Here is a 25801-nt window from a genome sequence, read left to right on the forward strand (position 1 = left end):
GCAGAAGTCATTGATGTAAGATAATAAAAAAATCCACCAAAATTTGGTGGATTATGAAGTGAATATTTTGAGAAGATTATTCTTTAATGACTAAAAGTGCTGCAATCCCTGCAAGTGCCATAGAAACTCCTGCTAAAGCTAGCATGTTAATAGCTGTTCCACCTAAAGCAGAAAGTAAAACTCCACCTAATAAACCAGCAGCAATCTGTGGAATAGTAATGGTAGCATTAAAAATTCCCATGTAAACTCCTGTCTGTTTTGCTGGAAGTTTAGAAGATAAAATAGCATAAGGCAATGCTAAAATAGCCGCCCAAGCTATTCCTACTCCAATCATTGGTAAGAATAATAGGTTTTTGTCTTTGATAAATAAAATAGATAATAAGCCAAGTCCTCCTAAAATTAAAGAAACAACATAAACATTTCTTCTTCCGTATTTATTTGCTAATGGAGTAATCACTAAAGAAAATAAAGCAGCAAAAACACTATAAGCGGCAAAGATTACACCTGTCCAGTTTCCTGCTTCGTTAAAAGCATTAGATGTAGCATCTGTAGTTCCCCAAATATTTTGAGCAATTCCTTGTGTAGTGTATACCCACATTAAAAACAATGCAAACCATGAAAAAAACTGTGTAACAGCCAATTGTTTCATGGCGTTTGGTACATTTTTAATCAAAGTCAAGAAACTTACTTTTTCTGGATTCTCGTTTTCTTTTTCTTCTATATTATTGTATTTCGCGTATTCTTCTGGCGGATATTCTTTCGTTCTAAAAGAAGTCCATAAAACCGAAGCCAATAAAACTGCTCCACCAATATAGAAAGACCAAATTACAGTAGGTGCAACTTTTTGACCAGCTTCTGGTTCGTTTGCAATTCCCCACCAAGTCAATAAAAATGGTAATAGTGAACCGAAAACAGCTCCTACATTAATTAAAAAACTTTGGATAGAATATCCTTTATTTCTTTGAGATTCGTCTACCATATCACTTACCAAAGCACGGAATGGTTGCATAGTAACGTTAAAAGAAACGTCCATGAAAAGCAACATCATCGCTCCGAAGAAAACGGCAGGAAATAATTGTGCGAAATGTTCAGAATTTGGCATGAAAAACATTGCCAACGCAGAAACAATTGCTCCACCTAAAATAAATGGAATTCTACGACCTAATCTCGTCCAAGTTTTATCACTAGAAAGCCCTACAATAGGTTGTACAAAAAGCCCTGCAAGAGGAGCTGCTAACCAAAAATAGCTTAAATGATGTACATCTGCACCGATTGCCGAAAGAATTCTACTGGTATTCGCGTTCTGAAGAGAATAACCAATTTGCACTCCCAAAAAACCAAAACTTATGTTCCAGATTTGCCAGAAAGACAAGAGTGGTTTTTTCTGTGTATTACTCATATACTATAGTTTTTATTTATTTTTAACGAATTTACTTATTTATTTCTAAAATCAATGAAGATTTTGCAGGAATAGTTAACAAATCTTTAATTTGAACTTCGGCATCTTTCATTACATCTTTTGCTATAAAACTAGAAGGAACCATTTCTTGGAATCTATTCATTTCGATGGTTTGTTCTTTATCACTGCTGTTGATGACTACCATTACTTTTTCCTCATCATTATAACGGAAATAAACGTAAACATTTCTCTCTGGCGAAAAGTTTTTGGTTTTCCCATTGTGGATAACGTCTTTAGACTTTCTCCAGTTTAATAATTTTTGGGTATAATCAAAAAACTCATTTTGCTCTGGTGTTCTAGAAACAAAAGCATTTTGAACATCACCTTTCCAACCACCTGGGAAATCTCTTCTGATGTCTGCATCTCCTTTGTTTTTATCACCACGCATTCCTATTTCTGAACCATAATACAATTGCGGAATTCCTCTAACTGTAGAAACAATCGTTAATGCCAATTTATAATAAGCAGGATTTCCGTTGAACATTTCATTGATTCTAGGAGTATCATGATTTTCGAAGAAAACCATCATGTTTTTAGGATTTGGGAATAAGAAATCACTGGCAAAAGAATTGTAAAGTCTAATCATTCCTTTGTCCCAATTTTCTTCTTCTTGTAAAGCTTTTGGAAGATTTTCATACAACATAAAATCCATTACCGATGGCAAATTAGAATTATAATTTTCTATTTCGCCAACTTTAGAATCTTTTTGCCAGAAAGCAATTTGAGCTGGGTCATACATCCAAGTTTCGCCTACAATATTGAAGTTAGGATATTCATCTGTAATCGCTTTACACCATTTTGCCATTCCATCTTTGTCGTTATAAGGATAAGTGTCTACTCTATAACCGTCTAACTGCGCATATTCTATCCACCAAATTGCATTTTGAATTAAATATTTTAAAACCAATGGATTGCTTTGGTTGAGATCAGGCATTGTGGTATCAAACCAACCATCTAAAGCGACTTTTTTATCAACATCAGCAGCATAAGGATTCATTTGAGAATTGGTTCTGTAGTTAGAACGTTTGAAACCATTCTTCCCATCTTCAAACCAATGAATCCAATCTTTAGTAGGTAAATCCTGAATCAACCAATGCGAAACTCCCCAGTGATTGGTTACGTAATCTTTCACCAATTTCATGTCTCTTTTTTTGAGTTCAGTAGAAAGTTCACGGTATTCTTCATTGGTTCCGTATCGCGCATCTATTTTGTACAAATCAGTCTGTGCATAACCATGATAGGTATACGCTTTTTCATTGTCTTCGCAAACTGGAGTGAGCCAAAGTGTAGTCACTCCAAGATTTTTAAGATAGTCTAAATTATTAATTATTCCTCTTAAATCACCACCATGTCTTCCTCCTTCACTTTTTCTATTTGCTTTTTCGATGAGAGATTTATTTGAATCATTTTTTTCATCGCCATTGGCAAAACGATCTGGCATAATCAGGTAGAAAACATCTTTAGATGTATAAGATTCACGCAAAGATGAATTAGGCGTTCTTTCCTTCAATTCATACTGATATGTACTGATGGTTTTCTTGCCATTTTTAAGGAATATTTTAAATTTGGGCGTGTTAATTTCATTAGTATTAATGGTGATAAACACATAATTAGGATTTTCTACCTTCGTTAAATCTTTAATCTGAATTCCATCTGAAAGTTCTATGTTTTGTTGGGCAATATTTTTGCCATACAACAAAATCTGAAGCTCAGGATTCTTCATTCCTTTCCACCAAAAAGCAGGTTCTACTCTTTGGAATTGCGCCATAGAAAAACTAAATATTGCAATGGCAAATATTGAAAATAGCTTTTTCATATCATTCTATTTAATTGGCTTTAAAGAAATAGCATAACCACCGCTTCTTGCAAGGTGAATCTTGATTTTAGAACCATTGGTTACTACTTTTTTGTAAATATGATAAGCCTGCGGATTTTTTACGTAATCTGCATCTTTACCATCTTCGTAAATAGTGGCTTCGTATTTTTTTCCTTTTTCTAAGAAAGAAAAATCTACAGTGAAATCTCTAGCATTTTCGTCTGTAACACCTCCTACAAACCAATTTTCTGAACCTTTGGCTTTTCTCGCAGTGTGAATATAATCACCAGGTTCAGCTGATAAAATTTTGGTATCATCCCAATCTACCGCTACATCTTTGATAAACTGAAAAGCATCTAAATGTCTCTCGTAGTTTTCTGGTAAATCACAAGCCATCTGAAGTGGAGAATACATCACCACATATAATCCTAATTGTTTAGCTAAAGTAGTATTGGCAAAATTTTTACTGTTAGCATCATAATAATTGTATTGTGTTTGGAAAATTCCTGGAGTGTAATCCATTGGTCCACCCATAAATCTAGTAAATGGCAAAATGGTAGTGTGGTCTGGATTATTACCACCCATTGCTTCGAATTCTGTTCCACGAGCAGCTTCTGCAGCAATCCAATTCGGATAAGTTCTGCTTAAACCACTAGGACGAACACTTTCGTGAGAATTAACCATGATTTTATATTCTGCAGCTTTGTCTACTACTCTTTGATAATGGTTAATCATCCACTGAGAATAGTGATGTTCGCCTCTAGGAATAATATTTCCAACGTAACCCGTTTTCACCGCATCATAACCATGTTCTTTCATCAATTTAAAAGCTGGATCAAGCCATCTTTCGTAATTGGTAGCTGAAGCAGATGTTTCATGATGCATGATGAGTTTTACATTTTTAGAATGCGCATATTCATTGAGCATTTTAATATCAAAATCTGGATATGGTGTAATAAAATCAAAAACAAATTCTTTAGATTTTCCGAACCAATCTTCCCAACCTTCGTTCCAACCTTCTACCAAAACAGCATCAAAGCCATGTTTAGAAGCGAAATCGATGTATTTTTTAACATTATCATTATTCGCAGCGTGCGTTCCATTTGGTTTCGTTTTAGAATAATCTGTAACGCCAAGATGTACATTATCGATATTGGTATAATTCCAAGTTCCACGATTTGGAACGAACATTTGCCACCAAACTCCAATATATTTCACTGGATGAATCCATGAAGTATCCGTATATTTCGTTGGTTCATTCAAGTTAAAAATCATTTTAGAATCTAGCACTTCTTCTGCTTTTTCTGAAACGATTACGGTTCTCCAAGGTGTTACTGCAGGAGTTTGCATATAACCTTTTGCACCTTGTGCGTCTGGAGTAAGATGGGTTTTGAAGTCAAAATTTTCTGAATCTACTTCAAGTTGTGAAGCGGGATAATTGATTACAGCAGCTTCTGCAAGGTTTATATACAGTGGTTTTTCTTTGCCAGAAACCTCTTTTTTTAACATAAGAGGCGATTGAACTGCATTTTTAACCAAAGTTTGAGAAGCGTTACTATCAAAACTGCTTTCCCATTTTGTAGAAATCTGAGAAACCAAACTGGTTGTAGGTTTATATTCCTGGGTGTCATAGTCTGCAGGAACCCACCAAGATTTTAAATCATAAGGGAAATTAAATTCGGTATCTTCTTCTTTTACAACGAAATAATTAAGATTTTTCTGTTGAGGAAACTCATATCTGAAACCTAATCCATCATTAAAAAGTCTGAACTTAACGATGATTTTTCTGTCTTCATTGGGTTGATTAAGCGTAACCGAAAGTTCGTTGTAATGATTGGTGTAATATTTTTTTTCTCCAAGAACGGGAGCCCAATTTTCGTTTTTAGAATCTCTGTTTTCTGCAATTTTTTCAAAATCAGAATTGAGATTTTTACCATCTGGAAGTTTATTGACATTGTCAAAAGCGATGGTATTATCTTTAAGCAATCGAATACCTAATTTAGAATCTTCTATGACTGTTTTTCCTTTGTAATTCAGATGATAATAAGGAACTCCATTTTTCAGTTGAAAATTCATTTCGAAATTTCCGTCTGGAGATTTTAGAGACTGTGCTAAAAATAATGCAGGGGAAAGCATTAGGAAAAGCACGCTGTTTTTCACAATTTTCATAAAGCAAGTTGTTTGATTTACAGTAATTTAAGTATTTCTTATTCTAATTAAATAGAAAGACTAAAATAAACAAAGTATTGAACTATTCCAATAAAATTAACATAAAAAAATATGTTTTATTTCATAAAGAAAATTGACTTTTTTTTCAAAAAATATTTTAAAAAATTTGAAATTATATTATTTTATAGATTTTTTAACTGTTAAAAGTGTATTACAAAGAATTTCTAAAGATAATATCCGAAGGATTTTCTATTTTTTGATTGGTAGGATGAAGCAACATTTCGGCTAATGTTTTCCCCATCAATGAAAAATCAGTAGAAATAGTTGTTATTCCGTTTTCTACCACCGTTTTCAGAGGAGTTTCATTGTAAGAAATTATTCCAAAGTCTCTTTTAATCTTCAGTTTTTGTTTTTTAGATTGTAAGATTACGTTTACCAAGTGTCTATCATCTAGAATAATGTAAACATCTCCTGTTTTAATTTCTTCGTCTTTAAAATCACTGATGATACTATGATTAAACTTGTATTTTTCACAAAAATTCAGAAAACCTTCCACCATTCCTATCGGTTCTTTTTGCCCGGGAAAAATCAAAACCAAACGTTGATACTCTTCTAGATTGGCTTTTGCTTTTTTCAATCCTTCAAACATATCTTTAGCAAAATTTTGATATATGGAAGCATATTCCTTGAGTTCAGGATTGGTTTGGTCTAGAATATAAACATCATTTTTGGGCAATAGCTTTATTATGGGCGTAGTTCCATTGATATTACTTGGCATGATGATATATTTAGTGTAACTTCCCACATTGTCTTCAATTAATTTTTTAAAAACCTCTAGATTAAAATAATGAAAAAACACGTCTACTTTTGCCCGATTATTTACCGCTTCTAAAAAAGAAAGGTATAAATTTTCCTTAAAAGCATTCAGTTCATCAAAAAGTAAGAAAATTCTTTCCTCGAAATCCCAATCTATACTTTTCACAAAATATCCTTTGCCCAAAACAGAATAAACCAAACCTTTTTTCTTCAATTCTTCATAAGCATAGAGAACGGTATCTCTAGAAATTTTAAATTCTAGACAAATCTTATTAATAGATGGAAGCTTATCATTTTTTTTCAAAAGCTGATTGGCAATGGCTTTTTCTACAGAATTAATGATTTGCTGATACTTAGGAAAATTGTTGTCTTCGGAAATCTTGATGAATTTCATAATAATATATACTGAATAATAACTGGTGGTAAAGTTACAAAAACTGGTAGGTACTAGTATGGTAAAATTACAAAAAGATTTAAATTTGAGAAACAGATTAATCATAAAAAACGCAAAAAATAATTAACAACTTACAACTCATCTACAAATGAATACACTTACCGTAAACAAACACAATACAGAGATTTCTACTTATACCATAAACAATAAAAATGGTGTAGAAGCACACCTCACTAATTATGGTGCAACACTACTTTCGCTCTACGTTCCTACCAAAAATGGTAAAATAGACGTGGTTTTAGGATTTCATTCGATTGATGAATATATTAAAGCATTCGAAATGGGAGCTTCTCCATATTTTAATGCGGTGGTAGGAAGATTTGCTGGAAGAATTAAAAACGCACAATTTCAACTGAACGGAAAAACCATTCAACTAGACCAAAATCACGGGATACACCATTTACACGGTGGAAAATATCAATTAAGTAACGTCGCTTGGAATTTTGAAAACTACAACGAAGAAACCAATACACTTACCTTCTCTTATGTAAGTAAAGCCAATGAATTTTATCCTGGAGATGTTACCATAGAAGTAGCCTATACTTTAACAGATGAAAATGAATTAAATATCAATTACAAAGCAACTACTACAGAAGACACGCTTCTAAACCTTACCAATCACGCTTATTTTAACCTTGATGGAATTTCTGGAAATACCCTTGACCAAAAATTACAAATCAATGCTGAAAAATTCTTAGAATTAGACGACGAAAACATTCCTACAGGAAATTTCATTCCTATGGAAAACCACGCTTTTGATTTCAGAAGTTCTAAAAATGTAGTGGCTGGAATAGACCATTGTTTTGTCTTAAAAAACAACAGCGAACCTGCTGCAATCTTAGAAAGTGAAACCAACGGATTAACCATGAACGTTTTTACAGACCAACCTGCCGTACAAATCTACGTTGGCGGAAAAACTTCTGAAGAACTTCAAAATAAAAATTTGGTAGAATATCACACAGAAAGCGGAATTTGTTTTGAAACTCAAGTCTTTCCAGATGCTCCTAATCACGAAGATTTCCCCAATGCTATTTTAAGAAAAGGCGAAACATACCAACAAAATACAACCTTCCAATTTATAATTTCATAGAAAATGAAAAAGTTAATTTTCTGTTTTTTAACATTAGCACTTATTTCTTGTAGTTCTGGCGGCGATAATCCAGAACCTACTCCTACTCCAATTCCTACAGAAGATAGTTTTATAAGAGCTGCAGATTTATCATTTTTACCAGAAATAGAAGCAACAGGAGTTTCTTTTAAGTACAATAATACTGTGCAAGACCCATTGCTTACTTTAAAAAATGCTGGAGTAAATTACATTAGAATTCGTCTTTGGAATAATCCTAGTAACGGACATTCTAATTTATCTGAAGTAAAACAACTGGCAACTAAAGTTAGAACCCACGGAATGAAAGTTTGGCTCACCGTTCATTATTCTGATACTTGGGCAGATCCAGGCAATCAAACGAAACCTGTAGCTTGGCAAAATTTAAATTTTTCTGATTTAAAATCTGCGGTAAGCGTTTACACTACACAAGTAGTTACCGAAATAAAACCCGAAATCATACAAATAGGAAATGAAACCAATGATGGATTTCTATGGCCAGAAGGAAAACTTTCTACCAATGAAACACAATATTTAGAATTAACAAATACTGCTATTTCAAGCGTGAAAACAGCCAATAGTGCTACTAAAATCATGTTGCATTTTGCAGGAATTTCTAATTCAGCAGATTGGTATTTTAATAAAGTGAAAAATCTAAATTATGATTATATAGGCATTTCTTATTATCCTGTATATCATGGAACTTCTTTAACTGATTTAAAGACCAAGCTCACTACACTAAGCCAAACGTATAACAAAAAAATTATTTTAGCAGAAACTTCTTATCCTTTTACACTAAGTTGGAATGATTGGACCAATAATGTGGTGGGACAAAGCAATCAATTGGTTGCAGGTTATGACGCTACTGCTTCTGGTCAAAAAAATTATATTCTCGCCATCAAATCATTGGTAAAATCAGTTCCTAATGGTTCTGGGTTCTGTTATTGGGGAGGAGAATGGGTTGCCTTCAAAGGAAATCAAGCAACCAATGGCTCTACTTGGGAAAATCAAGCACTTTGGGATTTTAATAATAACGCTTTAGAAGCAATTCAAGCATTTAATAAAGATTAATATTATGAAAAAAATTATTTCAATACTTCTCATTACCATTTCACTATTCAGTTTTGGGCAAAAAAAATCAAAATTTGCAAAAGGTGCAGACATCAGTTGGCTACCTCAAATGGAAGCAACTGGTTATCAATTCTATAATGAAAAAGGTGAAAGAGATGATGCATTAAACATTTTGAAAAGCAAAGGAATGGACGCCATTAGATTAAGAGTCTTTGTAAATCCTAATGATGACAGAGGAAGCGGACATTGCAGTAAAGATGAAACCATCGCTTTTGCTAAAAAATTGCACAAAATGGGCTTCAGATTAATGATAGATTTCCATTACAGTGATTCTTGGGCAGATCCTAACAAACAATACAAACCAAAAGCTTGGGAAAATTTAAATTTCACAGATTTAAAGAAAGCGGTTTATGACCATACTTATGATGTAATTGCTGCAATGAAAAAAGAAAACATTACACCAGAATGGGTTCAGATTGGCAATGAAATCCCTAATGGTATTCTTTGGCCAGATGGTCACAGCAAAAATTTCAAAAATCTTGGAGAATTACTCAATGTAGGCTATAATGCAGTAAAAGCAGTAGACAAAAAAATAAAAGTAATTGTACACATAGACGAAGGAAATAACACCGAAAAAATTACTTGGTTTTATAAAAATGTAGCCGAACAAAAGGTAAAATATGATGTAATAGGACTTTCTTACTATCCGTTTTGGATAAAAAAAGATTGGACAGAAACCATAGACGATTTACAAAAAAACATGAACTACCTTGCTAAAACCTACAAAAAACAAATAATGATAGTAGAAGTAGGTGGCGAAGATTATAAAGTAGAAAACACCAAAAACCTTTTAGAAGCTACCTTTAAAGCCGTAAGAAATGTACCCAATAAAATGGGAACCGGAGTATTTTATTGGGAACCACAAGGCGCAAAATCTTGGAGCGGTTATGGTTTAAGCGCTTGGTTAGAAAACGGACAACCTTCTCCAGCTTTAGATGCTTTCAAAGAAAACTAAAAAATTCAGAAAAAATGATTAAATACATTTCTATATTTCTTATTCTTTTAGGAGTTGTAGGTATTTTTCCTGCTCAAAAAAGAACCAATTTAGACGAAGATTGGCGATTCCATTTCGGACATTCAGAAGATGCAAAAGCAGATTTCAATTATAGCCTTGTCAATATTTTTTCAAAATCTGGAGCTGCAGAAAATACCGCAATAGACCCGAAATTTATAGACAAAGATTGGCGAAAATTAAACCTTCCGCATGATTGGGCGGTAGAATTGCCTTTTGTGAAATCAGAGCACCCAGATTTAATTTCTCACGGCTTCAAACCAGTTGGCGGAATGTTTCCAGAAACCAGTATTGGTTGGTACAGAAAACATTTTACCGTTTCTAAAGACGATAAAAAAGACCGCTTCGAAATTCAATTTGATGGAATTTTTAGAAATGCTTCCATTTGGTTAAACGGATTTTACGTAGGAACCAATCAAAGTGGATACATTGGCAAATCTTATGACGTAACAGATTATATTGACTTTGAAAAAGAAAATGTTCTAGTCGTTCGAGTAGATGCAACTCAATACGAAGGTTGGTTTTACGAAGGCGCTGGAATTTACAGACACGTTTGGCTGAACCAGTATAATAACATTCACATTCCATTTGGTGGATTGTTTGTACATGCAGATGTGAATGGGAAAAACGCAACCGTAAATGTAGAAACTTCAGTAGAAAATAAAAATTTAAATCCTTCTAATTGTATTGTTTACGCTTATATTACAGACAGAAACGGTAAATTCATAGGAAAAACTGCGGAACAAAAACTGACTTTAAAAGTTAATGAAAAACTCACCACAAAACAGAAAATTTCAGTTTCCAACCCAAGACTTTGGAGTTTAGAAGAGCCTTATTTATACAAAGTTTATGCGGTGGTAAAAGAAAACGGAAAAGAAATCCATCGTGAACAAGCGAGATTGGGCATTAGAACTATAAAATTTGATGCAAAAAAAGGATTTTTCTTAAACGGAAAACACATTAAAATCAAAGGAACTAACAATCACCAAGACCATGCTGGAATTGGCAGCGCTTTACCAGATTATTTGCAATATTACAGAATTAAAAAACTGAAAGAATTTGGTTCTAATGCTTATAGAGCAAGTCATAACGCTCCTACTCCAGAATTATTAAAAGCGTGTGACAGTTTAGGAATGCTGGTTCTGAATGAACACCGATTGCTCAATAGTTCGCCAGAATATGTAGACCAACTAGAGCGTCTTATCTTAAGAGACAGAAATCATCCCTCTATTTTTCTTTGGTCTATCGGTAATGAAGAAGGTTGGATTCAAAAAAATGACTTCGGAAAGAGAATTGCTCAATCTCTTATAGCCAAACAAAAAGAATTAGACCCTACCAGAACCAGTACTTATGCTGCAGATATGGCAAATGAATTTAATGGTGTAAATGAAGTAATACCAGTTCGTGGATTTAATTACAGACAATATGCAGTGGCAGATTATCACAAAGATCATCCTAATCAGCCTTTAATAGGAACAGAAATGGGAAGCACCGTTACCACAAGAGGAATTTATGAAAAAGATGAAATAAGAGCTTATGTACCAGACCAAGACATTACCGCTCCATGGTGGGCAAGCAAAGCAGAAGATTGGTGGAAACTTGCAGCAGAAAACGATTATTGGCAAGGTGGTTTCGTGTGGACTGGCTTTGATTACAGAGGAGAACCTACTCCTTATAAATGGCCAAACGTAAATTCACATTTCGGAATTATGGATGTGTGCGGATTTCCTAAAAATATTTACTACTATTATAAAAGTTGGTGGACAGATGAAGACGTGATTCATATTTCGCCACATTGGAACTGGAACGAAAAGATAGGTCAACCGATAGAAGTTTGGGTAAATTCTAATGCTGATGATGTAGAATTATTCTTAAACGGAAAATCTTTAGGCAAAAAAACAATGCCTAGAAACAGTCATCTAAAATGGGAAGTTACCTATGAACCAGGAACTTTAGAAGCAATTGGCTATAAAAAAGGTAAAAAAATAAGCACCAAAGTAGAAACCACATCTACTCCATATAAAGTAATTGCTACCACAGAAAAAAATATTTTAACTGCAGATGGAAAAGATGCTACTGTAGTCAACATTTCTATTGTAGACGAAAAAGGTAGAGAAGTTCCAGTAGCCGATAATATGGTGAAATTTTTCTTAAAAGGTGATGCTAAAATCATTGGCGTAGGAAATGGAGATCCTAGTTCTCACGAACCAGACCAATTTTTAGATGGAGCATGGCAAAGAAGCGCCTTCAATGGTAAATGCCAAGTCATCATTCTTTCTGGAAAAACCAAAGGTGAATTACAATTAGAGGTAAAATCAAACGGATTAGCTTCTGATGTGATTTCTTTTACTCAAAAATAATAAACGATTAATACAATATAAAATAATGAATACTCAAGAACTCGTTGCACTTTGCAACCAACAATTCAACGAAAAATTTGGCGAAAATCCTCAAAAAATAGTTTTATCACCAGGAAGAATTAACATCATTGGCGAACATATTGATTATAACCACGGTTTTGTACTTCCCGCTGCTATTGACAAATACATTTGTTTTGCTATTTCTAAAAATGATACCGTAGATTGCAATATCATCTCTCTAGATTTAAAAGACGAATATCACTTCAAAATCACAGATAAAATAGAACCTGTTTCTCAGAATTGGGTCAACTATTTCCTAGGCGTTTTTAATCAAGTTCAAGATAAAATAGATAGCGGTTTCAATATCGTTTTCAGTTCTACCGTTCCTATTGGTGCTGGTTTATCTTCTTCTGCTGCTTTAGAATGTGGATTTTTATTTGGACTTAATCATTTTTTCAATTTAGATTTAAGCAAGGAACAAATTGCCAAAATGGGACAAAAAGCAGAACATACTTTCGCGGGAGTGAACTGTGGAATTATGGATCAATTTGCTTCTGTTTTTGGGAAAGAAAACCATGTAATCTTCTTAGATTGTGATACTTTAGATTATCAATATGCACCTGCAGATTTTGGTGATTACACTTTGCTTTTGCTCAATACCAATGTAAAACACAATTTACAAACTTCAGAATACAATAATCGTAGAAAAGAATGTGAAGCAGGAATTGCATTGATTCAAAATAGATATCCAGAAGTCAAAAATTTCAGAGAAGCTACTATGGAAATGGTGGAAGATTTGAAAGAAGAAATGGGCGATGTAGTGTATAGAAGAAGCAAATTTGTAGTGGGTGAAATTTCTAGAATTCAAGAATTGGTAAAATCATTAGAAAAAAATGATTTCGAAAATGTAGGAAAATTAATGACATCTACACATTACGGTCTCTCTAAAGATTACGAAGTAAGCTGCGAAGAATTAGATTTCTTAGTTGATCATGTTTTACTAGAGCAAGGCGTTCTTGGCGCAAGAGTTATGGGAGGCGGTTTTGGTGGTTGTACCATTAATTTACTTAAGAAAACCGAAGTAGAAAACGTTATCGAAAAACTTTCTAAAGCTTATCAAGAAAAATTCGGAATAGCACTTACTCCTTATCAAGTTTCAGTTTCAGAAGGGACTCATTTTTACGCTTAGTTATCATGGAACAATTTGTATTAACAGACCATCCACATCGCAGATACAATCCACTTTTAGATGAATGGATTTTGGTATCGCCACAACGAGCAAAAAGACCTTGGCAAGGCCAAAACGAAGCCATTTCAGACGAAAAAAAACCTGAATACGACGAAACCTGCTATTTATGTCCGGGAAATCACCGTATCACAGGTGGAACCAATCCAAATTACGAAAGTTGTTATGTTTTTGACAATGATTTTCCTGCACTTTTAAAAGATGAAGTTTCTTCTGATTTAGAGCAAGAAGATTTATTTAAAATCAATCCAGAAAGAGGAATCAATCGTGTGATTTGTTTTTCGCCAAAGCATAATGTAACACTTGCAGAAATGCAAGTCCCAGAAATAGAAAATGTAGTAAGAGTTTGGAAGGAGCAATATCTAGAATTAGGCGCTATTTCGTACATTAATCACGTACAAATTTTTGAGAATAAGGGAAGTGTGATGGGTTGTAGCAATCCACATCCTCACGGACAAATTTGGGCGCAATCTTCTTTACCCACTCAGGTAAAAAGAACTCAAGACAATCTTCTGAAATATTTTCAAAAAACCGGAAAAAGCCTTTTGAAAGACTACTTAGAAAGTGAGCTTCAGAAAAAAGAAAGAATTATTGCAGAAAATGAGCATTTCGTCTTGTTGGTTCCATTTTGGGCAACTTGGCCTTATGAAACCATGATTATTAGCAAAAGACATTTCTCTAGCATTGCAGAAATAACCGAAGAAGAAATAAAATCTTATGCGGAAATGATTCAGATTATTACCGTAAAATATGATAATTTGTTTAAAACATCATTCCCGTATTCCGCAGGAATTCATCAAGCGCCAACTGATGGTTTAGACCATGAAGAATGGCATTTTCACATGCATTTTTATCCACCACTTTTAAGAAGTGCAACGGTTAAAAAATTTATGGTAGGCTATGAACTTCTAGCTGAAGCACAAAGAGATTTAACGGCTGAACAAAGTTCAGAAATTTTGCGAAATCTTTCTATCCAATATTATAAAAATTAAAAATGACTATACTCGTAACAGGCGGATTAGGATATATTGGTTCTCATACTGTGGTAGAACTGCTACAAAATAATTTTGAAGTAGTTATCATTGATGATTTATCCAATACTGAAAGATTTATCCTTAAAAATATAGAAGAAATCACGGGCAAAAAACCTATTTTCTATCCTTTTGATTTGAAAAGAAAGGAATTACTGAAACAAGTTTTTGATGCTCACAAAATCGAAGGTTGTATTCATTTTGCAGCGTATAAAGCGGTGGGTGAATCTCAGGTAAAGCCCATTGATTATTACGAAAATAATTTGTTTTCGCTCATCAATCTTTTGCAAGAAATGAAAGAAAGGAATATTTCTAATTTCATTTTTAGTTCAAGTTGTACGGTTTACGGACAAGCGGATACAATGCCAATCGACGAAAATACACCTCTGAAATTACCAGAATCTTCCTACGGGAAAACCAAACAAATGGGCGAAGAAATTTTGAAAGATTTTGCAATCGCTCATCAGAAAAAAGTGACTTTGTTGAGGTATTTTAATCCAATTGGAGCGCATCCTTCAGCAAAATTAGGAGAACTACCTATCGGAATTCCGAATAATTTGGTTCCTTATGTAATGCAAACTGCGGCAGGAGTTCGTGAGAAACTTTCGGTTTGGGGAAATGATTATGAAACTGAAGATGGAACTGCAATTAGAGATTATATTTACGTGGTAGATTTGGCAAAAGCGCATGTAAAAGCTTTGCAGAAATTAATTTCTGAAAACTCTGAAACGCTGGTAGATATTTATAATTTGGGAACAGGAAAAGGGAGTTCAGTTTTAGAAGTGGTTCATGCTTTTGAAAAAGCCAATGATGTAGCTGTTCCTTACCAAATTTGTGAAAGAAGAGCAGGAGACATTACCATCGCTTATGCAAACGCTGATAAAGCTGAAAAAGAACTCGGTTGGAAATCTGAAACTTCATTAGAAGAAGCACTCAGAACCGTTTGGCAATGGCAAAAATATTTAGAAACCAGAAGTTAATCAACTTATTTTTTTATTTTCTTAAAAAAATAACCACACTTTTCAGTGTGGTTATTTTAATTATAAAAATATTTGAGATTATAACTTTGTAAGAGTTAATTTGTAATAACCTGAGTTATGAAGATCAAGTTCTACTTTGTAATTTCCAGCTTCAGCAACCTTATAATTAGGGTCTCCACTTACTGTACCTTCTGAACTTAGAAATGTTTGCACTTCTTTTCCAGAAACTAAAGTTTGATCAGCGCTTCCTGGTTGGAATTTCATATCCCAAGCATCATTTGCTCTGAATTTAAAAAGTCCTGAAGTAGAAAGAGCAATAGAATTAATTACATATGTTTTTGTTGTAGGATTATACACAAAATCAGTATCAGAATTCCATCCTGTAGGTGTTGCATCACCAATCATACCAAAGTTAGCTAAGTTAGTAGAATAAGTATTAGCAGCCCAATCTACTTTTACATAGTAAGCACCTCCAGTAGTTACTTTACAGTTTACTTCACCATCTTGTAGAAGTTTTCCTGTAAAAGTGTTATCATCACCTTTATCATTAGCCCAATCTTGTTTGATTGTAAATTTAAATTGGTAATCATCAGGATTAGAACTAGATGTAATATAAATAAAACCTTTATAAACATCATCATTTTTAGGAGAATATAAATCTGGAGAATTTGCTGGACTCCAATTTTCATATCCTGCAGCTCCTGCATAAGCACCTGGTACATTTATTTTTTTGAATAAATCATCAGGATTAGCTTTGAAAGGAGTTACTTTAAAAGAAATAGGTGACGAATAAACATAAGTAGGATTAGTATTTCCGGACTTAATATTAGATTTAACTCTTACCTCTACATCAGCAGGAGTATTTGGCACTAAACCTAAGTTAATTAATGCATTATTTAACTCTTGATAGGTTAATTTCACATAATTATCAGAAGTTGCAACTCCTAAATTTATTGGTTTTGCAAAGCTAGTTCCTGCAAGAGCAAGTTCTAATTGATTTTCTGTTTCTACGTTTACCCCAAAATTAGCTTTCTTGAAAATAATTGTTTCAAAAGTATTGCTAAGATTAGTATCATTGATAACATAAGAAGTAGCAGAAAGAGATGAAATAATATCTGGATTTGACTTCAACTCAGCTACAGCAAGTGTATCATCTCTGTCACAAGAAGATAAAAACACTCCTAATATGGTTGCAAATAATATTTTAAAAATATTTTTCATTGTTTAAAATTTTGATGGTTAGTAACCTGGGTTTTGTACTAAATTACGGTTTGCGGTAATGTCAGCAGCTGGAATTGGGAATAAGTTTCTAAATTCTTGAACTCCTTTTCCGTCTTTTACACCACCTTTCCAAGGCCATAAGTAAGATGCAGAAGTAAACTTACCGTATCTAATAAGGTCTGTTCTTCTTGTATTTTCCCAACTTAATTCTCTAGCTCTTTCGTCTAGGATGTAATCTAAAGTTAAATCAGCATCAGAAATGTTAGCAGCACCAGCTCTCGTTTTAAGAGCGTTAATATATTCTAATGCCGTTGCTCTAGAACCGTTACCTCCTCTTAGAGTAGCTTCTGCATACATTAAATATACATCTGCTAATCTGTACATAGGAATATCTGTGTCTACAAATTCTCCTGCTGCATGAGAACCTATAGCACCAGTAGAGGTTACATTTTTGTATTTTATAAAAGCATAACCGCTTTTGAAATCTCCAAGATCAGTAATCTCTAATGTTTGACCTTGAGTAAAGAATCTACCTCTCTTATCAGCTGGGTCTGTAAATTTATTCACAAATGCTTTAGTAGTTCTAATACCACCCCAACCTCCGTTAATACCAAAGTCAGCAGCATTCATTTCTCCACCTACTGAAGCACGAACTAAGAATGTAGATCCTCCGAAAGTTTGGGTTTTAATACCATCATAATTTACTGATAAAATTACTTCTGGGTTATTTAAGTGGTTATCTGCTAAGAATAAACTTTCATAGCTTATATCTTTTGGCTTAGTTTGACCTGGATTATCTGGATCAGGAACTTGAATAGTTTGTTTTTTAAGCTCATAACCAGCTCCAATTACTTTGTTAGCATAGGTAATCACGTCGTTATTTCTTTCTGAACCAGAATATACTTTTGCGTTTAAATATAATCTTGATAATAAAGTCCAAGCAGCAGCTTTATCTGCTCTACCATATTCATTAGTTTTAGGATCTTTAAGTTCTGTTTCTAGTGCTTTAAGTTCGTTTTCTACAAATTTAAATAATTCTGCTCTTTCAATTCTTTTTGGAAGTGTTCCTGCAGGATCAGTTTCTAATACAAAAGGAACGTTACCAAATAAATCTAAAGCATGGTAATAAGCTTGTGCTCTTAAAAATCTTGCTTCAGCTCTCATGTATTTAGCTTCTGTAGCATTAGCACCTGTAATTCCGTTAGCTGCTAATCTCTCATCTGAAGTATTTCTAATAAACTCATTAGCTACTGCAATTACGTTATAAATTCTGTAATAAATAGCACCAATAAATTCGTTAGATGAGTTCCAAGTCATTTTATGCATGTCTGGTAAGTTACCATCATTCCAGCCAATTACGGCTTCGTCTGTGGTAATTACTTGCATAGTATACAATTGTCTCATGTAGTTAGAAGTACCACCATCAATCCCTGATACGTCTGCATTTCCATCACGTGCTGATTGTCCACCAATTGCAACTCCTGCATATACCTTACCTAAAGCTTTAGGATAGTTAGCAAAATCTTTATAAACACTAGCAGAAGTAACTTCTGTAATTGGTTCTATTTCTAAATCTTTTTCGCAAGAAGCGGTGAATAATAAAAGACCTAATGCTCCTGCAAAGATTGTTTTTGTTCTTATATTTAAATATTTCATTTTTAATAAAATTTAGAATTGGAAATTAAAACCTAAAGAATATACTTTTGGTCTTTGATAAAAACCATTATCTATATTACCAAATACTTCTGGATCTACTCCTGTATAATTAGTAATTACGAATAAGTTCTGAGCCATTGCAGTAACTCTTAAGTTACTTTTGTTATTTCCTAAGAAATCACCAAAATTATATCCTAATGATAAGTTATCCATTCTTAAGAAAGATGCATCTTCAATAAAAATATCTGAAAAATATTCTGGCTTACTGAACTGATAAGTTAAAACACTTGACTCACCATTTTTAAGGAATCCATTAGTAGCAATATCTTGTATTGAGCTATTTGCAGCAGCATTATTATACACATAGTTTCCTAAAACTGCTCTCATTGACATTCCTAAATCCCAATTTCCATAAGTAAACTTAGTAGAAAAACCAAAAATAGCATCTGGATTTGGAGAATGGAAGAAATATTTATCACTTTCATTAAATAGACCATCATTATTTCTGTCTACATAAGCTCCATTAATTGGTTTACCATTAGTATCATATAATTGTTGGTACACATAAAACGAATTTAATACTTGTCCTTTTGTAATCCCTTGAATCGTATTACCAGTACCACCAGAAATACCTCCTGTTCTAATAATATAGTCATCAGAAACGTCTTGAGATATATAAGTTACAACAGGATTGAATTTACTGAAGTTAAAGTTTAAATCCCAAGTTGCTTTTTCTGTTTTCACAGGAACCACATTAAGATTTACTTCTATACCCTCATTTTCAATCTTACCTACGTTTAATACATTGTAGTTACTTAATCCACCAGCAGCAACCGGTACTCTAGCAATTAAGTTATCTGATACTTTTTTAAATACATCTACTGCACCATTTACTCTATTATTAAAGAAACCAAAATCTAAACCAATGTTTTTAGTAATCATAGTTTCCCAAACCAAGTTAGGGTTATTTTGTTCTGGTCTGTATAGATAATAGAATTGATTACCAAATTGATATTGAGCACCATCAGAACTAATATTATATCTTGCAAATGCTGGATAAAAACCATTTACATTCTGTTGCCCTGTTTCACCCCAACCTGCTCTTAATTTTAAGTTAGTGATTGTATTTACATCTTTTAAGAAAGATTCTTCTTTAATTTTCCATGCTAACGCTACAGAAGGGAAATTACCCCATAAATTATCAGCAGTACCATTATAGAAGTTTGAAGAACCGTCTCTTCTCATACTTCCTGTAATAATATATTTATTTGCGATAGTAAAGATTGCTCTACCATAGTAAGATAGCAATACTCTTTCTGCTTCAAAAGCTTGACCTGTACTAGGAGTTCCCTGACCAAAATAGGTAGTAATAGCTGGCGTTTTTGTTTCAAATGTCTGGTAAGAATAACCTGCCATTAAATCTAAGTTTACAGCGCCTACTTTTTTAACATAATTGAAATAAGTTTCTAATAATTTACTGCTATTTTCATTTTCATAGTTATTATAAGAACCTAAACTATTATATCCACTAGCTGAATTAGGGAATGTTTGTGCTACTCCTTCTCCTTTTGCATAGTCATATGCTAAGTTTACATTCCATCTTAAATCTGGTAAGAAATGGAATTTATAATCTAATTGTAAACTTGGTAAGAATCTCCATACAGATGAGATATTTCTTGTTCCGTAAAGAAGACCTAGTGGGTTTTTAGTACCAAGGTCATTTAAACCACCATTTAACAACCATTCATTATAACCACCAAATCTTGGATCAGAAGAATAAACGGATTGAGTTGGGTCAAATTGCTGAGCAGCACCTATTGCACCCTCGTTTGCAAATCTAGTATCCATAAATGAACCTTTAAATCCTGCATTAATTGTCAAATGATTATCAAAGAATTTAGGGTTTAAATTAAGACCTAAAGATGTTCTTTTAAATTCATTAGTTTTTAAAATACCATTTTGATGGTTATACCCAATACTCAATCTGTAAGGCAACCATTTTACACCACCGGATAATGCTAGGTTGTTATCAGTTCCCCATGCTTCTTGATAAATTAAATCTTGCCAATTCGTTTTTGCTGTTCCTAATTTAGCTTTATACTCATTAGAAGCAAAAGTATTGACGAAATTTCTAAATTCATCTGCTGTCATTACATCTAGATTGCCCATTTTAGTAGAAACAGTCATGTTCGTCGTAAAATTCACTTTTAGTTTACCAGCAGTTCCCTTTTTAGTTGTAATTAAAATTACACCATTCGCAGCTCTGTTACCATAAATTGCAGCAGACGAAGCATCTTTTAAGATATCAAAACTTTCGATGTCATTTGGGTTGATTGATGCTAATAAATTAGATGCGCCTGAAACGCCTCCAACTTCAATAGGAACACCATCAATAACGATAAGTGGATCATTACTAACAAATGAAGAACCACCTCTTAGCCTAATTGTAGAACCAGAACCAGGAGCACCTCCGTTAGTCGTAATTTGAACACCAGGTGTCTTACCTTGGATTAATTGCTCTGGAGATGTAGATCCACCATTAAAATCTTTCGCAGTTACTGATACCACAGAACCTGTTAAGTCAGATTTTTTTTGTTTACCGTAACCAATAAGCACAACTTGTTCAATGTCTCTTTGTTTGATTGAATCTCTTTGTTGAGCTTCTAGCATAATTGTTCCTGCCAATAAAAAAGCCGGAGCAATTTTTAAAACTTTACTATAGTTTCTCACAAAAATAAAATTTAAGGATTAATATTCATTTTTCACATCGCATAATTTCTATTACAATTATGCACTGCTAATTTATGAAATTTTTAAATATTTATTAAATTTATCTAAAAAATGTTAATTATTTATGATAAGAATCAGTGTGTTTTGTACGAATTAAAAGATAAAACATTGTAAATCAATTCAATTTAATTTATTATCTCACTAATGAGACAATGAAAGATTTCGCAATATTTCAAACGAATGTTTAGCAATTTGATATGTTAAGCAAATGTTAACAAAGAAAATTTTTACCAAAATCTAAACCTACAAGTCAAAATTTTCCAAAAAGGCAAACAAAACCTTATCTTTGCAAAAAATTTTCCATGCAGAAGAGAAAAATGATTACCGCTGCATTACCCTATGCAAACGGTCCTGTTCATATCGGTCATTTAGCAGGAGTATATATTCCTGCTGATGTTTACGCACGTTTCCAAAGAAGATTAGGAAGTGATGTTGCTTTTATCTGTGGTTCAGATGAACACGGAATTCCTATTACTATTAGAGCAAAAAAAGAAGGCGTAACTCCTCAAGATATTGTAGATAAATATCACGCAATCATAAAAAAATCTTTTGAAGACTTAGGCATTTCATTTGATGAATATTCTAGAACTTCTTCAGAAAATCACAAAAAAACTTCTCAAGATTTCTTCCTAAAAATGTACGAAAACGGAAAATTCACAGAAGAAGTTTCAGAACAATATTATGATGAACAAGCTGGTGAATTTTTGGCAGACAGATACATTGTAGGAACTTGCCCTAAATGTGGAAATGATGGAGCTTATGGTGACCAATGCGAAAAATGTGGTTCTACGCTTTCTCCTTCAGAATTAATTAATCCAAAATCTGCATTGAGTGGAAACATTCCTGTACTTAAAGAAACCAAAAACTGGTATCTTCCTTTAAATGAATATGAAGATTTCTTAAACGAGTGGATTTTAGAAGGCCATAAAAACGACTGGAAACCTAATGTTTACGGACAGGTAAAATCTTGGTTGAATGATGGCTTGAAACCTAGAGCAATGACCAGAGATTTAAACTGGGGTGTACAAGTTCCACTTCCTGATGCAGAAGGAAAAGTGCTTTACGTTTGGTTTGATGCGCCAATTGGTTACATTTCTTTCACCAAAGAATGGGCGGCAAAAAACGGTAAAAACTGGGAAGATTATTGGCAATCAAACGATTCAGACTTAATTCATTTTATTGGTAAGGATAACATTGTATTTCACTGTATTATTTTCCCTGCAATGATGAAAGCTCATGGAAAATACATTATGCCAAGTAATGTTCCTGCTTTTGAATTTTTAAATCTTGAAAATGATAAAATTTCTACCTCTAGAAACTGGGCAGTTTGGGCGCACGAATATGTAGAAGAATTCCCAGGTCAACAAGATGTTTTGCGTTACGCATTACTTTCTTCAGCACCAGAAACTAAGGATAATAACTTTACATGGAAAGATTTCCAAACCAAAAATAATTCTGAATTGGTAGGGATTTTTGGGAATTTCATTAATAGAGTTGCAGTTCTTATTCATAAATATTATGATGGAGTAATTCCTGCTGGAAATGAAAACGCAGAAGAACTTGCTGAAATTTCAAAAACGGCGAAAGAAATCAACGAATATTTAAGCAAATATGAATTCAGAAATGCTCTTTCAGCATTAATGAATTTAGCACGTTTCGGAAATCAATATTTACAAACCGAAGAACCTTGGAAAACCATTAAAGACAATCCTGAAAAGGCAGCCAACTCATTGTTTGTAGGAGCACAAATTGCGGTTGGTTTAGCTCAATTATGCGAGCCTTTCATGCCTTTTTCTTCGGAAAAATTGTTAAAAATGTTCAATACTGAGAAAATTTCTTGGCAAGAAGTGGAAAATGCTCAAGTTTTCGTAAAAACAGGACACTCAATCAATGAAAGTTCTCTCCTTTTCTCAAAAATTGAAGACGAAACCATTGATTTCCAAATTCAAAAATTAGAAAATACCAAAATATCAAACGCAAAAACTAATCCTAAAGCCAATCCCATGAAAGAAGAAATCACTTTTGATGATTTTACGAAAATTGATTTAAGAACTGCCACTATTTTAGAAGCCGAAAAAGTAGAAAAAGCAGATAAATTATTGAAGTTAAAAGTAGATACTGGAGTTGATGTAAGAACCGTAGTTTCAGGGATTGCAGAGAGTTTTTCACCAGAAGAAGTGGTAGGAAAACAAGTGATGATTTTGTTGAACTTGGCTCCTAGAAAAATCCGTGGAATAGAATCTCAAGGAATGTTGCTTTTAACCACCAAACCTGATGGAAAATTGAGTTTTGTAACGCCTGATGAAACCGTAGAAAACGGAATTGAAATAGGTTAAAGTTAGAAGACAGAAGTCGGAAGACGGAAGTTCAAAGATTAAAATATGCTCTCGCAGATTGTGCTAATTTTGCAGATTTTCACTGTAACTTTCGCATAATCAGCGAGAGTTTTTTTACATTTTAAATTTTCAAAATTTTGTTTTTCAGCTAATTGCAACTCAATCATCAGCTAAATCTGCTAAATCAGCGAGAATTTTCATATTTCCGAAATCTTTTTTATTTTTAGACAAAGAAAATTCTATGAAATTTTTTAAATCACTTCTCCTCTGCTTTTTATTTTTTGGATTGGGGAATTTCCAAGCGCAAAAAATTGAAAAAATTAGTAATGAAGAACAATTAAGATTTGTTTTTGTTCAAAATTTTCAAAATTTATTAATAGAAAAATACGCAGGAAAAAGAAATGAAATTAATTTTACAAATGCAAAATTAACGGACTTAAAAATTCAACATTTAAAAAGTTCTGCTAAATTAGCTCCTGAAGATAATACAAATTTGAAACTTTTGGCTGATTATACATATTATACTTTTTACCCTAATATTAATACATTAATTCTAAAAAATCATTCTTCATTTAAAGAAAGACTTTCAGACGAAGAAAAACAAAAATACAATGCTCTTTTCATAGAAATTTCTAAACAAATTCCAAATGAAACCTATATTGAACTTTCTAAAATCACAGACGAAATTAATCGTGATAAATTTGCATTAACGATTCCTTATCATTTTGAAATTTTTCAAGATTTATTTGATGAAAACCAAAGAAAAAGAATAGACATCATCAATTTTCTACTTTGGAATGTAGAATAAACCTTAGTTTAACGTAAGTTGAGCCAAATAAGAATCTTCTAGTTTTTCAATTTTTTGAATTTTAAAACCATTAGCAATTGCAGCATTTTCTAAGGTATCAAAATCTAAATACAACCATTTCATTGGCAGTTCAGATTCTCCTTTGTAATGCAAATAATAATCTAATTCCCCGTAATAACCAGTAGCAGGAACCAAAACTCCGCCATCTTCATCTTGGTCATACATATACAGAATATCTGTACTGTCTATGAGAATTTGTCCGTTTTCAGCTACTAGACTTTTCAGTTTTTGCAAGTATTGGTCAATGTGTTCCAAACTTTGAAAAATCCCAGTACCATTCATGAGAAGCAAAACGGTATCAAAATTCTTTTCAGAAAATTGAAGCAAATCTTCGCAGATGGCATTTTTTACACCTCTTGCTTTACAAATTTCAATAGATTTCGGAGAAATATCTAGTGCAGTTACTTCTAATTTTCTTTCATTTTGCAGATAAAGGCTATGTGAACCTGCTCCTGAACCTACATCTAGAACCTTACCAAAAGACAAATCCAATGCTTTTTTTTCTAAAGCATTCATTTCTTGATAATTTCTAAAAAGATAAGAAACTGGCAAATCATCCAGTTCTGAGATAGAAGTTTCGGTTTGTAAATCTTCAGAATTTTCTTGGTAATAATAATCCCAAATCGCGCGTCCCATTAAGTCTTTCATTTTGCAAAAATATTAATTAGGAATCACATAATTTAAAATTTCAAAAAATATTCTGACTTTAGAATGGATTTATTACTTTTAGAAAAATTAAAAAAATATGAGAAAAATAGACCAACTTTTTGCAGAATACGCAGAAAGTCACCAAAACCAAACCAACAAATTTATTCATTGGATTTGCGTTCCTTTAATTTTCTTTACCATTGTAGGATTTATCAGTCTTATTCCTGCGCCTCATTTTTGCGCACCTTATTTTGGTTGCATCAGCATTGCCAGTATTGTTGCGCTTGTTTTGGTAAGTATTTTTTACTTTACTCTTTCATGGAGAATTTCCATCATCATGTTATTCTTAATGCTTTTAATGGAACATTTTGCTTATGCTATCAATGTACATTTTAAAGAAAATTCTTGGATTATTTATCTCTCCATTTTTGTTATCACATGGATTTTTCAGTTCATCGGTCATAAAATTGAAGGTAAAAAACCGAGTTTTTTAAAAGATTTACAGTTTTTATTGATTGGACCAATTTGGCTTTTGCATTTTATACTAAAGAAAATCAGAATTCCATATTAAGATGATTTTAAAATTTTAAAACACACAAAATCTTTATGATGAATTATTAATAAAGATTGAACTTCAAAAAAAGAATACCAATTCTGAACTTTATTATGATATTATTCAATAAAATTGATAGAAAATAATGCC

General features: G+C 32.9%; 18 protein-coding genes. 10 read left to right on the forward strand and 8 right to left on the reverse strand.

Translation table 11 applies throughout. From position 1 onward, the window contains the following. Positions 1–76 precede the first annotated feature (76 nt). The 4 genes from KKQ76_RS05225 to KKQ76_RS05240 form a co-directional block, all read right to left on the reverse strand. On the reverse strand, positions 77–1399 hold the full coding sequence (locus KKQ76_RS05225) for an MFS transporter (RefSeq protein WP_213196131.1): 1323 nt from the start codon (positions 1397–1399) through the stop codon (positions 77–79). Positions 1400–1430: 31 nt separating this feature from the next. Further along, positions 1431–3275 (reverse strand): glycoside hydrolase family 13 protein, encoded by a 1845-nt coding sequence (locus tag KKQ76_RS05230; protein WP_213196132.1) that lies wholly within the window; start codon positions 3273–3275, stop codon positions 1431–1433. Positions 3276–3281: 6 nt separating this feature from the next. Further along, positions 3282–5444 carry a glycoside hydrolase family 97 protein gene (locus KKQ76_RS05235; RefSeq protein ID WP_213196133.1) on the reverse strand — a complete coding sequence of 721 codons (2163 nt, stop codon included), beginning with the start codon at positions 5442–5444 and terminating at the stop codon, positions 3282–3284. 211 nt (positions 5445–5655) lie between these two features. Then, a complete protein-coding gene (locus tag KKQ76_RS05240; RefSeq protein ID WP_213196134.1) occupies positions 5656–6654 on the reverse strand; it encodes a GntR family transcriptional regulator in 999 nt (332 codons plus the stop codon). Positions 6655–6802: 148 nt separating this feature from the next. On the opposite strand from KKQ76_RS05240, the gene KKQ76_RS05245 reads away from it, so the two are divergent. Genes KKQ76_RS05245 through galE form a run of 7 tightly spaced genes read left to right on the forward strand, consistent with a single transcriptional unit; the run spans position 6803 to position 15579 of the window. After that, positions 6803–7804 carry an aldose epimerase family protein gene (locus tag KKQ76_RS05245; RefSeq protein ID WP_213196135.1) on the forward strand — a complete coding sequence of 334 codons (1002 nt, stop codon included), beginning with the start codon at positions 6803–6805 and terminating at the stop codon, positions 7802–7804. A gap of 3 nt (positions 7805–7807) precedes the next feature. Next, a complete protein-coding gene (locus KKQ76_RS05250) occupies positions 7808–8890 on the forward strand; it encodes a glycoside hydrolase family 53 protein (protein ID WP_213196136.1) in 1083 nt (360 codons plus the stop codon). Between the two features lie 4 nt (positions 8891–8894). After that, positions 8895–9905, forward strand: coding sequence for a glycoside hydrolase family 53 protein (locus KKQ76_RS05255; protein ID WP_213196137.1), 1011 nt, complete (start codon positions 8895–8897; stop codon positions 9903–9905). 14 nt (positions 9906–9919) lie between these two features. Further along, entirely contained in the window at positions 9920–12322 is a 2403-nt protein-coding gene (gene galA, locus KKQ76_RS05260; protein ID WP_213196138.1) for a beta-galactosidase GalA, read from the forward strand. Between the two features lie 25 nt (positions 12323–12347). Further along, the gene (gene galK / locus KKQ76_RS05265; protein WP_213196139.1) at positions 12348–13511 is read left to right on the forward strand and encodes a galactokinase; all 1164 of its coding nucleotides are present in this window, start codon (positions 12348–12350) and stop codon (positions 13509–13511) included. 5 nt (positions 13512–13516) lie between these two features. Further along, on the forward strand, positions 13517–14560 hold the full coding sequence (locus KKQ76_RS05270; protein ID WP_213196140.1) for a UDP-glucose--hexose-1-phosphate uridylyltransferase: 1044 nt from the start codon (positions 13517–13519) through the stop codon (positions 14558–14560). 2 nt (positions 14561–14562) lie between these two features. Then, the gene (gene galE, locus KKQ76_RS05275) at positions 14563–15579 is read left to right on the forward strand and encodes a UDP-glucose 4-epimerase GalE (RefSeq protein WP_213196141.1); all 1017 of its coding nucleotides are present in this window, start codon (positions 14563–14565) and stop codon (positions 15577–15579) included. 78 nt (positions 15580–15657) lie between these two features. Here galE and KKQ76_RS05280 read toward each other — a convergent pair whose 3' ends face one another. The 3 genes from KKQ76_RS05280 to KKQ76_RS05290 are packed head-to-tail and all read right to left on the reverse strand — an operon-like array spanning position 15658 to position 21186. Then, on the reverse strand, positions 15658–16800 hold the full coding sequence (locus KKQ76_RS05280) for a SusE domain-containing protein (protein WP_213196142.1): 1143 nt from the start codon (positions 16798–16800) through the stop codon (positions 15658–15660). A gap of 18 nt (positions 16801–16818) precedes the next feature. Next, a complete protein-coding gene (locus tag KKQ76_RS05285) occupies positions 16819–18456 on the reverse strand; it encodes a RagB/SusD family nutrient uptake outer membrane protein (RefSeq protein WP_213196143.1) in 1638 nt (545 codons plus the stop codon). Positions 18457–18468: 12 nt separating this feature from the next. Beyond that, on the reverse strand, positions 18469–21186 hold the full coding sequence (locus KKQ76_RS05290; RefSeq protein WP_213196144.1) for a SusC/RagA family TonB-linked outer membrane protein: 2718 nt from the start codon (positions 21184–21186) through the stop codon (positions 18469–18471). 362 nt (positions 21187–21548) lie between these two features. Here KKQ76_RS05290 and metG point away from each other — a divergent pair, with 362 nt between their 5' ends. Then, positions 21549–23582 (forward strand): methionine--tRNA ligase, encoded by a 2034-nt coding sequence (metG, locus tag KKQ76_RS05295; RefSeq protein WP_213196145.1) that lies wholly within the window; start codon positions 21549–21551, stop codon positions 23580–23582. A gap of 241 nt (positions 23583–23823) precedes the next feature. Continuing rightward, complete coding sequence (locus KKQ76_RS05300; protein WP_213196146.1) at positions 23824–24390, forward strand: hypothetical protein; 567 nt, start codon at positions 23824–23826, stop codon at positions 24388–24390. A 3-nt stretch (positions 24391–24393) separates the two neighbouring features. Here the strand turns inward: KKQ76_RS05300 and KKQ76_RS05305 are convergent, their stop codons facing one another. After that, complete coding sequence (locus KKQ76_RS05305) at positions 24394–25098, reverse strand: class I SAM-dependent methyltransferase (protein WP_213196147.1); 705 nt, start codon at positions 25096–25098, stop codon at positions 24394–24396. Positions 25099–25195: 97 nt separating this feature from the next. Between KKQ76_RS05305 and KKQ76_RS05310 the strand changes: the two genes are divergently transcribed. Beyond that, the gene (locus KKQ76_RS05310) at positions 25196–25669 is read left to right on the forward strand and encodes an Mpo1 family 2-hydroxy fatty acid dioxygenase (protein ID WP_213196148.1); all 474 of its coding nucleotides are present in this window, start codon (positions 25196–25198) and stop codon (positions 25667–25669) included. Positions 25670–25801: the final 132 nt, after the last annotated feature.

Origin of the sequence: Cloacibacterium caeni (genome assembly GCF_907163105.1) — a bacterium.
GTDB classification, from domain to species: domain Bacteria; phylum Bacteroidota; class Bacteroidia; order Flavobacteriales; family Weeksellaceae; genus Cloacibacterium; species Cloacibacterium caeni_A.